Consider the following 15,608-nt stretch of genomic DNA (forward strand, 5'->3'; position numbering starts at 1 on the left):
GGAGCGGGGGCCCGTCGCCGGGGCTTGAGCGCGCGGGGCGGCGGCCGGCGCTGGGGCCGGGCTCCGTCCCGAGGACCCTCCGAGCAGCGCCTGGATGCGCGCCCAGCGCACCTTCTCCTCGGCCATGAGGCGGGTCAGCTCCTCGCGAGCCTGGGCATCCGGCAGCTCGCTGGCCGCGGCGGCCACCCGATCCAGGAAGGGCATCAGGTAGCCGAAGTCCCTCTCGAAACCACCGGGTTGCTTGTTGGCCATGTGCATCCTCCACGAGCGGGCGGACGGGCCCCGCGCCCCCACCCTACCCCCGTAAATCGTCCGGGGCGATGAAGCTTTTGAGCCGCTTCCTGGTTATGAACTGGCAAATGTAGGCCGGGCTCCGCCAGCAGCCTGACCTCCGGGGGGGCTTCCCCTCCGGCCCCAGAGGGAGTACACGCTCCCCCGGCTCCATGCCGATTTGGCTGGAATCTTCAAGCAGCGGGAAGTAAGGGCGCCCCCTGCCCTGTTCTCGCAGGACTTCAATTAGCAGAAGGACCGACTCTCGTGGCCACCCAAGTTCCCATCGAAAAGGTTCGTAACATCGGCATCTCCGCCCACATCGACTCGGGCAAGACGACGCTCTCCGAGCGCATCCTCTTCTATACGGGCCGCATCCACGAGATCCACGAGGTCCGTGGCAAGGATGGCGTCGGCGCGAAGATGGACTCGATGGATCTGGAGCGTGAGAAGGGCATCACGATCCAGTCCGCCGCCACCTACGCCATGTGGGGCGAGTACAACATCAACCTCATCGACACCCCCGGACACGTCGACTTCACCATCGAGGTGGAGCGCTCCCTGCGCGTGCTCGACGGTGCGATCCTCGTGCTCTGCTCGGTGTCCGGCGTTCAGTCCCAGTCCATCACGGTGGACCGGCAGATGAAGCGCTACAAGGTTCCCCGCATCGCGTTCGTCAACAAGATGGACCGCGCGGGCGCCAACTACGAGCGCGTCGCCGCCCAGCTCAAGGAGAAGCTGAACCACCACCCGGTTCGTCTCCAGGTTCCGATCGGCAACGAGGACCGCTTCCAGGGCCTCGTCGACCTCATCCAGATGAAGGCGTTCTACTTCGACGGTGAGAGCGGCGAGATCATCCGCGAGGAGGCCATCCCCGCCGACCTGGTCGAGAAGGCCAAGGCCGACCGTCAGGAGATGATCGAGAAGGTCGCCGAGGTGGATGACGCCCTGGGCGAGCTCTTCCTGTCCGACGCCGCCATCAGCAACGACCAGATCCTGGCCGCCGTGCGCCGTGCCACCATCGCGCTGAAGATGACGCCGGTGATGTGCGGCTCGGCGTACAAGAACAAGGGCGTGCAGCTGCTGCTCAACGCCATCTGCGCCATCCTCCCCAACCCGGCGGAGGTCACCAACGAGGCGCTGGACCAGAAGAACAACGAGGCGAAGGTCATCCTCGAGTCCAGCCCGGACAAGCCCTTCGTTGGTCTCGCGTTCAAGCTGGAGGACGGCCGCTACGGTCAGCTGACCTACATGCGCGTCTACCAGGGCCAGGTGAGCAAGGGTGACTTCATCGTCAACCAGGCCAACCAGAAGAAGGTCAAGATCCCGCGCATCGTTCGCATGCACTCGAACGAGATGAACGACATCAACGACGCCCGTGCCGGCGACATCATCGCCCTGTTCGGCGTCGAGTGCGCCTCCGGCGACACGTTCACCGACGGCACCGTGCAGTACACGATGACGTCCATGTTCGTGCCGGACGCCGTCATCTCGCTCGCGGTGTCTCCGAAGAGCCGCGATGCGCAGACCAACTTCTCCAAGGCCCTCAACCGCTTCACCAAGGAGGATCCGACCTTCCGCGTGAACCGTGACGAGGAGTCCGGCCAGACGATCATCCGCGGCATGGGTGAGCTGCACCTGGAGATCTACATCGAGCGCATGAAGCGCGAGTACAACTGCGAGGTGATCGCCGGCAAGCCGCAGGTGGCCTACCGCGAGACCATCTCCCAGAAGGGCGAGTTCGCCTACACGCACAAGAAGCAGACCGGTGGTTCCGGTCAGTTCGCGCGCGTGTGCGGCTACCTCGAGCCCCTCCCGGCCGACGCCGTGGAGCAGTACGAGTTCGTGGACGACATCGTGGGCGGCTCCATCCCCCGCGAGTTCATCCCCGCGTGCGACAAGGGCTTCCTCGAGGCCATCAAGAAGGGCTCGCTCATCGGCTTCCCCGTGGTGGGCGTGCGCGTCGTCATCAACGACGGTGCGTTCCACGCGGTGGACTCGTCCGAAATGGCCTTCAAGACCGCCGCCATCATGGGCTTCCGTGAGGGCTACGCGGCCGCCAAGCCGGTCATCCTCGAGCCGATGATGAAGGTGGAGGTCCAGGCTCCCGAGGACTTCCAGGGCTCGGTGGTGGGTCAGATCAACCAGCGTCGTGGCACCATCCTCGAGTCCGGTACGGCCGAGGGTTACGTCACGGTGGTGGCCGAGGTGCCGCTGAACACCATGTTCGGCTACTCCACGGATCTGCGCTCCGCCACCCAGGGCAAGGGCGAGTTCACGATGGAGTTCTCCAAGTACACGCCGGTGCCCCGCAACGAGGCCGAGGCCCTGATGGCGCAGTACAAGGAGAAGCAGGCCGCCGAGCAGGCCGCGCGCAAGTAGTCCCGCGCGTCATGGCCTGACAGTTCCAGGCTGTTGACAGAAGGCGCCTCCCCCGGGGGCGCCTTCTTTTTTTCCGGGTCCGGCGTTTTCCGCTGTCTCTGTCGCCGGGCCCTCCGGGGTTCCCTCTCACTTTCGAGAACCCATGACTTTCGAAGACCTGAAGCTCGCCGAAACCCTGCTGCGCGCCGTGAAGGCGGAGGGCTACACCACGCCCACCCCCATCCAGAAGCAGGCCATCCCCCATGTGCTCGCCGGCAAGGACGTGCTCGGCTGTGCCCAGACGGGAACGGGCAAGACGGCGGCTTTCACCCTGCCCATCCTCCAGCGCCTGTCCGTCGACCGTCCGGCGCCGCCCGCCCGCGGCCGCCCCATCCGGGCCCTCGTGCTCAGCCCCACGCGCGAGCTGGCCGCGCAGATTGGTGAGAGCGTCCGTGCCTACGGGCGTCACACCGGCATCACCTCCGCCGTCATCTTCGGCGGCGTGGGCCAGAACGCCCAGGAGCAGTCCCTCAAGCACGGCGTGGACGTGCTCGTGGCCACGCCCGGCCGCCTGCTGGATCTCATGCAGCAGGGCTTCGTGTCCTACAAGTCGCTGGAGGTGTTCGTCCTCGACGAGGCGGACCGCATGCTGGACATGGGCTTCATCCACGACGTGAAGCGCATCATCGCCGCGCTGCCCAAGCAGCGGCAGACGCTCTTCTTCTCGGCCACCATGCCGCCGGAGATCCAGGGGCTGGCCAACAGCATCCTCACCCACCCGGTGCGGGTGGAGGTGGCACCCGTGGCCACCACGGCGGAGACCATCGACCAGCGGCTGTACTTCGTGGAGAAGGAGCAGAAGCGCGGCCTGCTCGTGCACCTGCTCCAGAGCGACCGCTCCATCGAGCGCGTGCTCGTCTTCACGCGCACCAAGCACGGCGCGAACCGGGTGGCGAAGCAGCTGGAGACGGCGGGCATTGGCGCGGCCCCCATCCACGGCAACAAGAGCCAGAACGCGCGCGAGCGGGCGCTGGCGGACTTCAAGTCCGGCGCCTGCCGGGTGCTGGTGGCCACGGACATTGCCGCGCGAGGCATCGACATCGACGGCATCACCCACGTCATCAACTTCGACCTGCCCAACGTGCCCGAGACGTACGTGCACCGCATCGGCCGCACGGGCCGCGCGGGCGCGGCGGGCATTGCCCTCTCCTTCTGCGACTACGAGGAGCGCGCGTACCTGAGGGACATCGAGCGCATCATCCGCCGGAACGTGCCGGTGGTGGAGGCCCCTGCGCACAAGTCGGGCCAGTCGGCGCCCGCGCCGGGCTCGCTCGAGCCGGCCGCCTCCCGGCCCCAGCAGTCCCGCCCCGCCGCCAGCACCCGGCCCGCCCAGGATCGTGGCGAGCGGGGCTCGGGTGACGGGGGCCGTCGTCGTCGCGGTGGTGGTGGTGGTGGTGGTGGCGGTCGGGGTGGCTCCCGGGGTTCCGAGTCGGGACGCCCGGCCCGGAACGACCGGCCCCAGCAGGGCAAGTCGGGGGGGCAGTCCGCCCGGCCCGCCTCGTCGGCTCCCGCGGCGCCCGCCGCCGTTTCACAGAGGCCACGCGCCCCCAAGTGGTTGTAAAGAGGCACCGTGACCCTGCTCCGCGCCGCCGACGTTCAACTGTCCTTCGGTAGCCGTACCGTCTTCCAGGGCCTCACGCTCACCATTGAAGAGGGTGAGCGCGTGGGCCTGGTGGGGGTGAACGGCTCCGGTAAGTCCTCGTTGATGAAGATCCTGGCCGGGGTGACCCGGCCGGACGCGGGGGAGCTCCAGCTCCGCCGTGGCGCGCGCGTCACCTACCTGCCCCAGGAGCCCGAGTTCGCTCCGGGCGCCACGGTGGCCACGGAGCTGAGCGTGGCCCAGGGACCCCTGAGGGAGACCCTGGCCGCGCACGCCGAGCTCTCCCGCCGTCTGGAGTCCACGCCCACCGAGGGCCAGGACAAGCTGCTGGAGCAGCTCTCGAAACTGTCGGACCGCGTCGACCAGATGGGCGGCTGGGACACGGAGCACCACGCCAAGACGCTGCTGGACCGGCTCGGGGTGAAGGACTGGGACCGGCCCGTGGCCGAGCTGTCCGGCGGTCTGCGCAAGCGCGTGGCCATCGCCCGTGCGCTGCTGATGCGGCCGGACATGCTGATGCTGGACGAGCCCACCAACCACCTGGACGCCGACACGGTGGACTGGCTCGAGGAGGAGCTGGACAACCTGCCCGGCTCGTTGCTGCTGGTGACGCACGACCGGTACTTCCTCGATGACCTGGTGGACCGCATCGTGGAGATCCAGCCCGGCGAGGGCCTCATCTCCTACCCGGGCAACTACGAAGCGTACGTGGAGCAGAAGCTGGTGGCCCAGGAGAACGCGTCCGTGGCCCAGCACAAGCGCGAGCGGTGGATCGCCCAGGAAGTGGCGTGGCTGCGCAAGGGCCCGGAGGCGCGGCGCACCAAGAGCAAGGCGCGCATCGACCGGGCGCGCAAGCTGATGGAGGAGAAGGGCTTCCAGCGGCCGAAGGTGGCGGGGCTCCAGGTGATGCAGGCCCCCCGGCTGGGCCACACCGTCATCGAGGCCGAGGACGTGCGGAAGTCCTACGGCGAGCGCAACGTGCTCAAGGGCGTGAACCTGCTGCTCCAGCGCGGCGAGCGCGTGGGCCTGGTGGGCCCCAATGGCGTGGGGAAGACGACCTTCCTGCGGGTGCTGCTCGGAGAGCTGCCGCCGGACTCCGGCAACGTGGTCATCGGGAAGAACACCAAGGTCGCGTACTACGACCAGACGCGCGCCTCGCTCGACCCGGAGCAGACGGTATACGAGGCGGCCTCGCCGCGCGGGGACGACTGGGTGGAGCTGGGGGACCAGCGGGTAGCGCTGCGCGACTACCTGGAGGACCTGCTCTTCCCCGTGCCCATGCAGCGGATGAAGGTGAAGGCCCTCTCGGGCGGCGAGCGCAACCGGCTCCTGCTGGCGCGCCTCTTCCTGGAGGGCGCCAACGTCCTCGTGCTGGACGAGCCGACCAACGACCTGGACATCGTCACGCTGAACATCCTCGAGGGGCTGCTGCTGCGCTTCACCGGCAGCGTGCTGCTGGTGACGCACGACCGGTACTTCCTCGACAAGGTGGCCACCTCCATCCTCTCCTTCGAGGGCGATGGCAAGGTGGTGCGCTACGAGGGCAACTTCACGATGTACCGGCGGCTGAAGGAGCAGGCGAAGGCCGTCGCGACGCCCGCCCCCGCCGCGAAGAAGTCGGAGCCCACTACCCCAGTGGCCGAGCCCAAGCAGGCCCGCAAGCCCGGGAAGCTCTCGTACAAGGACCAGCGCGAGCTGGAGGGCATGGAAGCCACCATCGAGGCCGCGGAGACGCGCAAGGCCGAGCTGGAAGCCCAGCTCGTGGATCCGAGCATCTACTCCAGCGCGACGAAGGCGGCCGAGGTCCAGAAGGACCTGGCGGCGGCGGCGGCGGAAGTGGATCGCCTCTACGCGCGTTGGCAGGACTTGCAGAACCTGGCCGCCGGAACCTGAAGAATTGTGTATGCCCCCTCTCCCCCAGGGAGAGGGCTGGGGTGAGGGTGCCCCCTCGCCTACCCGACTGAGAACCCATGATTCGTCTCGACAACATCGGCAAGCAGCACGGACAGCAGATCCTCTTCGTGGAGGCGTCTGCGCAGCTCAACAAGGGTGAGAAGGTGGGGCTGGTGGGCCCGAACGGAGCGGGCAAGTCGACCCTGTTCCGGATGGTCGTCCAGCGTGAGCACCCGGACGAGGGGCAGGTGTCCGTGGACCGCGGCGTCACCATCGGCTACTTCGACCAGGACGTAGGCGAGATGTCTGGCCAGAGCGCCGTGGCCGCGGTGATGGACGGCGCCGGGCCGGTGTCCGAGGTGGCGAGCGAGCTGAAGCAGCTCGAGGCGGCCATGGCCGACCCGGACCGCATGGACGAGATGGACAAGCTCGTCGAGCGCTTCGGCGTGGTGCAGGGCCGCTACGAGGAGCTGGGCGGCTACGCTCTGGAGGGACGGGCGCGGGAGATCCTCGCCGGCCTCGGCTTCTCCGAGGAGATGATGGACGGGGACGTGGGAGCGCTGTCGGGCGGCTGGAAGATGCGCGTGGCGCTCGGACGCATCCTGCTGATGAACCCGGACGTGATGCTGCTCGACGAGCCCAGCAACCACCTGGACCTCGAGTCGCTCATCTGGCTGGAGAACTTCCTCAAGGGCTTCGAGGGCGCGCTGCTGATGACGAGCCACGATCGCGAGTTCATGAACCGCATCGTGACGAAGATCATCGAGATCGACGGCGGCGAGCTGACGACGTACTCGGGCGACTACGAGTTCTACGAGCAGCAGCGGGCCACGAACGAGAAGCACCAGCAGGCGCAGTACGAGCGCCAGCAGGCGATGCTCGCCAAGGAGCTCAAGTTCATCGAGCGCTTCAAGGCGCGCGCCTCGCACGCGGCCCAGGTGCAGAGCCGGGTGAAGAAGCTCGAGAAGATCGAGAAGGTGGAGCCGCCCAAGCGTCGCCAGACGATGGTGTTCGAGTTCCAGCAGGCGCCGCGCTCGGGCGACGACGTGGCGAAGCTGGAGCGGGTGGTGAAGGGCTACGGCAAGCGGCGCATCTACAACGGGCTGGACTTCCTCGTGCGGCGCGGAGAGCGCTGGTGCGTGATGGGCGTGAACGGCGCGGGCAAGTCCACGCTGCTCAAGCTGATCTCCGGCGAGTCGCGGCCGGACGACGGGGCGGTCTCGGTCGGTGGCAGCGTGAAGATGGGCTACTTCGCGCAGCACGCCATGGAGCTGCTGAAGCCGGATCAGACGGTGTTCGACTCGCTGGTGGACAAGTTCCCCCGGGCCTCGCAGGGCGCGTTGCGCGCGCTGGCCGGGTGCTTCGGCTTCTCGGGCGATGAGATCGAGAAGAAGTGCAAGGTGCTCTCCGGTGGTGAGAAGGCGCGACTGGTGCTGGCGCAGATGCTGTTCGATCCGCCCAACTTCCTGGTGCTGGACGAGCCCACCAACCACCTGGACATGGCGACGAAGCAGATGCTGATCGCCGCGCTGGCCAACTACGAGGGCACGATGCTCTTCGTGAGCCACGACCGGCACTTCCTGGGCGCGCTGTCCAACCGGGTGCTGGAGCTCACGCCCGAGGGCATCCACCAGTACGGTGGCGGCTACACGGAGTACGTGGCGCGCACGGGCCACGAGGCCCCCGGCCTGCGCAGCTGAGGTTGTCCCATCCCGAGAGCCCCGACTCGTCACCTGCGTCAGGGCCCTCGGTGGGCTACAACCCACCGCATGAACCGTCGCTCCACTCTCGTGTTTCTCGGCCTCGCGCTGTCCGCTTGCGCCTCGCAACACAACACCCGCGAGGTGCTCCCTCGCGTCGACAACAGTTTCTTCCTTCGGGAACAGTGCAAGCCCACGAGGACGGCCTCGCTCTCCCCGAAGCAGGTGACCGGGCTCGATGAGCTGCCCTCTTCCCTTCGTCACCGGCTGCTCGAGAGCCTTCCCCTGCAAGCGGTGGGAGACACCGAGCGCGCGAAGTGCCAGGACCTCGCGGCCCGGCTCCTCGAGGATCGGCTCCGCGCGCTCTGCTGGATGGAGGCGCGCGTGACGCGCCAGGGTGACGCCGGGACGGGCACCCCCGCCGCCCCACCCCGCTTGAGCGTCCAGCTCGGGACTCGCTACCAGGTCGGCACCATCATCTGGGTCTCCGAGAACAAGGATCCCAAGGTGTCACCGGCACGCGTCATCGAGGAGGCGAACCGTGCGCTCCCCAAGGACAAGGCATGCACGGTGCGCACGCTCGAGGACATCTGGGCGCGGGTCGCCAGACTCGGGGACTTCGGCCAGGTCCTGGTCGTGCCGGGCCCCGCCGATCCCCAGCAGAAGACGGTGACCCTGGTCGTCGACATCAAGCAGAAGGAGCCGGCCCCCGGTAACGCGGGGACTCCACCGGGCACGCAAAACCCGCCGAGCCCCCCTCCCCCTCAACGGTGATGGATGAGGAACCGCTCCGCATCCCAGGTGAGCCCGTAGAGACGTAGCGCATCCTGGAGCCCCGACTCGGCCGGTGTCGGATGCACGATGCCCTCCAGTCGGGTCAGACGGATCGTCCGGTCCGCGCCCGCCGAGGCCAGGATCGCGGCTCCAGGCGAGAAGACCACGGCGCTGGGCAGCCCTTGATGGCCGCGGACCGTCCCCATCAGCTCGCCGGAAGGGAGGCTCCAGACCTTCACCCGCAGGTCCATGCCGCTCGAGGCCATGAACCTCCCGTCCCGTGACAAGGACATGAAGAGGACGCCGACAGCGTCCGCGTCCAGTGCCTTCAACAGGCGGCCGTCTCCGGCATCCCAGAGACGAATGGGCTGCTTCATGCCCGCCGTCACCACGCGGTTGTCGGAGAGCGCGACCGACCGGACCATGCCCCCTGCTTCGAACTGGCGAAGCTGCTGACGGTGAGCCACATCCCAGAGCCGCGCGGTGCCATCCGCGCCGCCAGACACGAGGCGGCTCCCCGTTGAGTCAAAGGCAAGGGACCAGACCTTCCCCGTGTGTCCCGTGAGCCGACCGAGAATGGCACCCGAGGGCAGCGACCAGAGGAGGATGTCGCGCTCACTGCCCACCGCGAGGGACTTCCCATCGGGTGCGAAGGCCACGGCCCGAACAGGCCCCGTTATTCCGGAGAGCTCGAGCACCTGCCGGCCAGAACGGACCTCCAGTACGAGCACCGCCCCATCCGGTCCGCCCGCCGCGACGAGCTGGGCATCCGGGCTCACCGCGAGGGACACGGTCCCCGGTCCGAGGGCTCGCGGCTCCGCGGCGTTCCCTTCCGAGAGGCTCCACAGGCGCAAGCCATCTTCCCCACCCGAGACGAGCTCCTGCTCTCCAGAAAACGCCACCGCCTCCACCCAGACCTGATGGCCTCGGAGGACGACCTCGGCGGGAGTCCCGGGCCGGGACCAGACATTCAACACGCCGTCCCTTCCACCGGACGCGAAGGTGCGCCCATCCGGAGACAGGGCCACCGCCATCGCGAGCGAGTGGTGTGCATCCAGACGTTCGAGGAGCTCGCCACTGCGCGCATCGAGGAGCTGGACACGTCCATCCCATCCCGCTTCGGCGAGGAGCTGGAACCGGGGATCGATGGCGGTGGTCGCGATGCCTCCCTCGATTCTCAGGACATCGACGAGCTGTCCGGACCGGGCACTCCAGAAGCGAACGGTCTGGTCGCTCGCCGAGGTCATGACGAGCTGCCCATCGGAAGAGAAGGCACCCGCCTCCACCTTCTCCTGATGTCCGACGAGCCGACGCAGCTCCGTGCCGGCATTCAGGTCCCACACCCGGGCACTCCGGTCCATGCTCGTCGAGAGCAACTGGCGCTCATCCTCGGAGAAGGCCACGGAGATCACGTACTCGTCGTGCTCGAACCGCATCCGCTCGGTCCCGGTGCCGACGTCCCAGACGCGAACCGTCTTGTCCACGCCACAGGAGGCCAACCGCGTCCCGCCGGGGGAGAACGCCAGGCCCCGCACCACGTCCGAGTGGCCCTGAAGCACGGCCACCTGCTTCCCCTGGCTCAAGTCCCAGACTCGAATCTCCCCCGGCCTGCCTCCGGAGGCCAGCAGCCGACCGTCAGGGGAGAAGGCGACGGCGTGCACCTCGGCCGAATGGCCCCTCAGCTCCGCCAGCAGCCCCCCACCGCTCACGTCCCAGAGGCGAACGACGGAGTCATACCCGGCCGAGGCCAGCACCCGGCCCTCGGAGGAGAACGCGACGGCGAGCACGGAGCCCTCGAACTTCTTCGTCCAGCGCTGGGTGGAGGCATGGCTCGTCGCCCAGGCGTGCCCCCACCGCGCCTCCGGGGAGTCCTGCTCCGCGCGGGCCGCCGCGAAGTACCCCGCCGCCACGCCCCATTGCCGCGCATCGACCGCCGCGTCGCCCTTCGCCAGATAGATGCGCGCGCGCAGGCTCCGCTCGCGGGTGGGCCGAAGGGTCGCGCAGGAGGAGAGCACCACCACCAGACAGCCCCACCCCAGGATTCGAGCGAGCCCCCAAGGGGCGGAATCGTGTCTTCGCACGAGTCGAGTATAAGCAGGGCACCGCCCGCTCCGACCCCAAAGCATGAGAACCACCCACCGCCCCCTGACCACCGTCGCCCTGGCCTTGAGCCTCTTCATGGCGGCGTTGGAGATGACCGTCGTCTCCACCGCCATGCCCACGGTGGTCAGCGACCTGGGCGGGCTCCACAGCTACGCCTGGGTCTTCACCTCGTACATGCTGGCCTCCACCATCACCGTGCCCATCTACGGGAAGCTGGCGGACCTCTACGGGCGCAAGCCCATCATCCTCTTTGGCATCGGCCTGTTCCTCGTCGGCTCCATCGCCAGCGGGCTGTCCACGTCGATGAACATGCTGATCGCCGCCCGGACGCTTCAGGGGCTGGGGGCGGGGGCCATGCAGACCACCGCGCTCACCATCATCGGAGACATCTACACCCTGGAGGAGCGCGCGAAGGTCCAGGGCGCCTTCAGCGGGGTGTGGGGGCTGGCGGGACTGGTGGGCCCGCTCACCGGCGGCCTCATCGTGAAGTACCTCTCCTGGCACTGGGTCTTCTTCATCAACGTCCCCGTGGGGCTGGGCGCCGGGGGCCTGCTGGTGGCCTTCTTCCACGAGCAGGTGCAGCGCAAGCCGCAGAAGCTGGACTTCGCCGGCGCGGCGCTGCTGTCCACCGGGGTGGTGGCGATGCTCATTGGCGTGCAGGGGCTCGGCCGCAACCTGCTCGCGCTGCCGGTGGCGGCCGTCCTGCTCGTCGCCTTCGTCCTCGTGGAGCGCAAGGTGGCCGAGCCCGTCATCCCCATGTCCATCTTCAAGATTCCCGCCATCGCCATCTCCTCGGCGGCGGGCGCGCTCTTCTCCGCGGCGATGTTCGGGGCCACCACCTACGTGCCGCTGTACGTGCAGGGCGTGCTGGGCGGCTCGCCCACGCTGGCGGGCGGGATGATCACCCCGATGATCGTCGGCTGGCCGGTGGCGAGCATCGTGGCGGGGCGGCTGTTGCTCAAGACGGGCTTCCGCCCGCTCATCATCGGCGGGCTGGGGCTGAGCGCGGTGGGCACAGCGATGATGGCGCTGTGGCTCAAGCCGAACTCGTCCCTCCTGATACCGGAGCTGGCGATGGGGCTGTTCGGCATCGGCCTGGGCTTCGCCGCCACCGCGCTGCTCATCGCGGTACAGACCAGCGTGGGCTGGGAGCTGCGCGGGGTGGCCACCGCCAGCAACATGTTCTTCCGCACCATCGGCGGGGCGCTCGGGGTGGGGTTGATGGGGGGCGTGCTGGTGTCCCAGCTCCTGAAGGACCCGAACGTCCCCCTGGCCGCCGCCAACGAGCTGCTCGGCCCCGAGCATGGCCGCGGCCTGCCTCCGGACGTGCTGAAGACGCTGAGCGGTGCGCTCAGCTCCGGCCTGACGATCAACTTCTGGATCATCTGCGCGGCCACCGTCGCCGCCTTCGCCGCCGGGCTGTTCTTCCCCAAGCTCAAGCGTGACACGGGCACGGTGGCTCCTGTCACGGACGCGGCGGCCCCTCACTGAGGCGATGAGCACTTCCTGGGCGAGCTGTCAACCGAGGGGTTGAAGCTGACGGCCGGGCGCATCCCTCAGTAAACTGGCGGTACCTCAAACGATCTGGCACGCACCGGCCTCGGGTCCCCCACCCGCTCCGCTGAGTCCACCACGACCCACACAAAGACGCATGACCCTGTTCCGGCACCCTGAAGACCGCATCCCCGTCCTGCTGTTCGCGTGTGTGTTCGCGCTCGACCTGACGGTGTACTTCACCGCGCACAGTTGGTGGCTGCCCCTGCTGTGGTTCGGCGTGATGATCATTCCCAAGGGGTGGATCAGCGCGTGGAACCACCACCACCAGCACCTGCCGATGTTCCGGCACGCCCTGCCCAACCGCCTGCTGGAGATCGTATTCGGCTTCCAGACCGGGGTGACGTCCCACACGTGGTTCCTGCACCATGTGGTGGGCCACCACCTCAACTACCTGGACCAGGAGAAGGACGAGTCCACCTGGAAGCGCCCCGACGGCACGACCATGGGTGAGGCGGAGTACTCGCTCAAGACGGCGCTCACGGCCTACCCGCGGGCGTACCGCGTGGGCCAGAAGTACCCGAAGGCACGGCGCCTCTTCGTGGCCATGATCGCCCTCCAGGTAGCGCTGCTCGGCGTGCTGTTCTGGCACGACTGGTACAACGCGCTGCTCGTCTTCCTGCTGCCCATGTGCGTGTCCATCTACGTCACGTCGTGGGCCACCTACTTCCACCACGTGGGGCTCGAGACGGCGAAGCACCAGGAGGCCTCGTACAACATCCTGCACGCTGGCTACAACCTGATGACCGGCAACCTCGGCTACCACACCGCGCACCACACGAAGCAGGGGCTGCACTGGTCGAAGCTGCCGCAGCTGCACGCGCAGATGGCCCGAGACATCCCCGCCACGCTCTACCGCCAGCCGGGCATCCCGTTCGTGTGGGGCGCCTCCGAGGCGAAGCTGGAGCTGACGGGCGAGGAGATCGAAGCACTCGCCCGGCGGACCGCCGCGGGCACCTGAACACGGGAGCGGGGCCCACCCAAGCCCCGCCCCGCGTTTCCCACCCGGGACTACTTGGGCATCACCCCGAAGGCCTTGAGCATCGCCACGGCGATGCCCATGAGGCTCTCGCCGGCGATGAAGCCCGAGCTCACCGGCAGCACCGTGGCCTCCGCCAGCGCCGCCTTCTTGCGGCGCAGCACCTCGGCGATGGCCGCGCCGATGAAGAAGCTGATGGAGCTGGCGCCCGGAATCACGATGGCCAGCCCCAGGCCCGACGGCGACGGGATGAACGGCTTCGCGCTCTTCGGCGCCCAGCGATCCAACAGCACCAGCGCCACGCCCAGCGCCAGGCCGCACACGGCGCCGATGCGGGCCGACATGTGCAGCGAGCCCACCCCGTTGACGAGCATCTTCGAGACCCCCGCCCATACCAGCGACGAGGGCGCGGGGAACTCCTCGGTGCCCAGCACGTCCGCGCTCGGCACCAGCAGGTTGAAGGCGGGCACCACCACCGCCGCCCCCGCCACCACGCCGAAGAGCTGCGCGATGAACTGCTTGCGCGGGTTGGCGCCGAGCAGCCAGCCCGTCTTGAGGCTCGTGAGCAGGTCCGCCGAGTGCAGGCCCACGCCGCCCGTGGCATTGGCGCTCATCACGTTGGCCGCGAGGTTGCCGGGAAGGATGGCCCCGTAGAGCAGCTGGGTCACCGGTCCGAGCGCCTTGGTGGGCGTGGTGTCCGTCTCTCCCGTGACGCGCGAGGCGATGACGCCCATCACCACCGACAGCGGCAGGGCAATCACCCCGGCCCACCACGGAATCTGGAAGAGGTACGCCATCAGCCCCACCACCACCGGGCCCAGCACCAGGAAGCCCAGGGGGAACCAGGTGGGCGGGCACTCGACGTCGGCGAGCGGATCCTTCTCCACCTCGTCCTTCTTCCCGAAGAGGCCCGAGAGCGCCTTGAACGACTTGGCCACGCTGCGCCACTGGAAGGCGAAGGACAGCAGGCCCGAGGAGACGAGCACCGAGGCGCCCGTCCACAGCGCCCAGCCGTTGATGGCCTTGTAGGTCACCTCCGGGATGATGCCGCGGCTGACCATCTCCGGAGCGAGGAAGCCGTAGGTGAAGATGGCGCCCAGCAGCATGGACCAGCCCGTCTTGAAGCTCACCAGCGCCCCGGCGCCCACCAGCAGCAGGCTCAAGTCGAACGAGAGCGTCCAGGCCCCCGCCGGCTTGCCGCCGATGGTGAAGGGCAGGCTCAGCTTCGCCGGCAGGTTCCACGCCAGCCACGAGGCCTTCGCATCCCGCCAGAAGGCGATGACGGCCCCCACGAGCCCGGCGAGGGCGAGGTAGCGGGCCTTGCCGCGCGAGCCCTCGTCATGCCCGTGGAGCGCCTGGAGCGTCTCGGAGGTGGCGGTGCCGGTGGGGAACGGGAGCTGCTCGATGTTGATGAGCTGGCGCTTGATGGGAATGGCGGCGAACACGCCCATGGCGGACACCACGGCGAACCACGCCACCAGCCACCCCGAGGACGGCAGCGCCCCGGTGAGCATCAGCAGCGCGGGCACGGCCGCCATGTTGCCACCGCCCGTCATGTACCCCGCCGCCGAGGCCACCGAGCCCACGGCGTTGTTCTCCAGGGCGGTGACCTCCGTCTTCACCAACCCCACGGCTCGCAGTCCGCTGAAGGTGGCGAAGGCGAGGATGCACGCGGTGATGGTGACGCCCAGGCTCCAGCCCGTCTTGAGGATGACGTACAGGTTGGACAGGCACATCACCGCGCCAATCAACATGCCGGCGATGACGGCGCGCACGGTGAGCTGGCGCACGTCCCCCTTGTAGACGTTCTCGAGCCAGTAACGCTCGGGGTCCTGCGAGGCGAGGGACGACGCCGGCGGGTGCGCGGGCTCGGGTGTGAGCTTGAGCTGCTGGGGCGAGGGCGAGACAGGCTGACTCATGGGGGACGCCACGTTAGCGGAAGCGTCCCCTGGGGACGAGTCCCGAGAGCCGGGACCGTCCCGTCAGCTCCTCACTCTCTAATGAGCGCCGCCGGGGCCGTGGGCGTGGCCGTGCTCCAGCTCCTCGGCGGTGGCCTGGCGCACCTCGCGCACCTTCACGTCGAAGTGCAACGTCTTGCCCGCCAGCGGGTGGTTGAGATCCACCACCACCTGATCGCCCTTCAGCTCGCGAATGGTGATGGGGATGACGTCCCCGTCCGCCGTCTGCGCGGAGATGGTCAGCCCCGGCTGGAGCGGCGCATCCGCGGGGAACATGGCCCGGGGCACCGTCTGGAGGCCGCGCGCGTCATGCTCGCCGTAGCCCTGGGCCGGAGGCACCACCACCTTCTTCGACT

General features: G+C 68.5%; 11 protein-coding genes. 7 read left to right on the forward strand and 4 right to left on the reverse strand.

From position 1 onward, the window contains the following. A partial coding sequence (locus VF794_RS32915) for a hypothetical protein (RefSeq protein ID WP_331117076.1) occupies positions 1–252 on the reverse strand: 252 nt, incomplete at its 3' end. 285 nt (positions 253–537) lie between these two features. Between VF794_RS32915 and fusA the strand changes: the two genes are divergently transcribed. From fusA to VF794_RS32940, 5 genes are all read left to right on the forward strand, one after another. Next, positions 538–2,652: an elongation factor G gene (fusA, locus tag VF794_RS32920; protein WP_331117077.1), complete on the forward strand. Its 2,115-nt coding sequence runs from the start codon at positions 538–540 to the stop codon at positions 2,650–2,652. A 142-nt stretch (positions 2,653–2,794) separates the two neighbouring features. Further along, entirely contained in the window at positions 2,795–4,252 is a 1,458-nt protein-coding gene (locus tag VF794_RS32925; protein ID WP_331117078.1) for a DEAD/DEAH box helicase, read from the forward strand. Positions 4,253–4,261: 9 nt separating this feature from the next. Next, entirely contained in the window at positions 4,262–6,184 is a 1,923-nt protein-coding gene (locus VF794_RS32930; RefSeq protein ID WP_331117079.1) for an ABC-F family ATP-binding cassette domain-containing protein, read from the forward strand. Between the two features lie 77 nt (positions 6,185–6,261). Beyond that, positions 6,262–7,884 (forward strand): ABC-F family ATP-binding cassette domain-containing protein, encoded by a 1,623-nt coding sequence (locus VF794_RS32935; RefSeq protein ID WP_331117080.1) that lies wholly within the window; start codon positions 6,262–6,264, stop codon positions 7,882–7,884. Positions 7,885–7,953: 69 nt separating this feature from the next. Then, on the forward strand, positions 7,954–8,658 hold the full coding sequence (locus VF794_RS32940) for a hypothetical protein (RefSeq protein WP_331117081.1): 705 nt from the start codon (positions 7,954–7,956) through the stop codon (positions 8,656–8,658). Here VF794_RS32940 and VF794_RS32945 read toward each other — a convergent pair. Continuing rightward, positions 8,649–10,679: a WD40 repeat domain-containing protein gene (locus VF794_RS32945; RefSeq protein WP_331117082.1), complete on the reverse strand. Its 2,031-nt coding sequence runs from the start codon at positions 10,677–10,679 to the stop codon at positions 8,649–8,651. The two genes, VF794_RS32940 and VF794_RS32945, sit on opposite strands and share 10 nt — an antisense overlap. Before the next feature lie 103 nt (positions 10,680–10,782). On the opposite strand from VF794_RS32945, the gene VF794_RS32950 reads away from it, so the two are divergent. Continuing rightward, positions 10,783–12,252 (forward strand): MDR family MFS transporter, encoded by a 1,470-nt coding sequence (locus tag VF794_RS32950; RefSeq protein ID WP_331117083.1) that lies wholly within the window; start codon positions 10,783–10,785, stop codon positions 12,250–12,252. A gap of 160 nt (positions 12,253–12,412) precedes the next feature. Continuing rightward, entirely contained in the window at positions 12,413–13,276 is an 864-nt protein-coding gene (locus VF794_RS32955; RefSeq protein ID WP_331117084.1) for a fatty acid desaturase, read from the forward strand. Positions 13,277–13,326: 50 nt separating this feature from the next. On the opposite strand, the gene VF794_RS32960 is transcribed toward VF794_RS32955, so the two are convergent. Beyond that, complete coding sequence (locus tag VF794_RS32960) at positions 13,327–15,213, reverse strand: OPT family oligopeptide transporter (RefSeq protein WP_331117085.1); 1,887 nt, start codon at positions 15,211–15,213, stop codon at positions 13,327–13,329. A 78-nt stretch (positions 15,214–15,291) separates the two neighbouring features. After that, a partial coding sequence (locus VF794_RS32965) for a peptidylprolyl isomerase (protein WP_331117086.1) occupies positions 15,292–15,608 on the reverse strand: 317 nt, incomplete at its 5' end.

The organism is Archangium sp. (assembly GCF_036389735.1).
Lineage (GTDB): Bacteria > Myxococcota > Myxococcia > Myxococcales > Myxococcaceae > Archangium.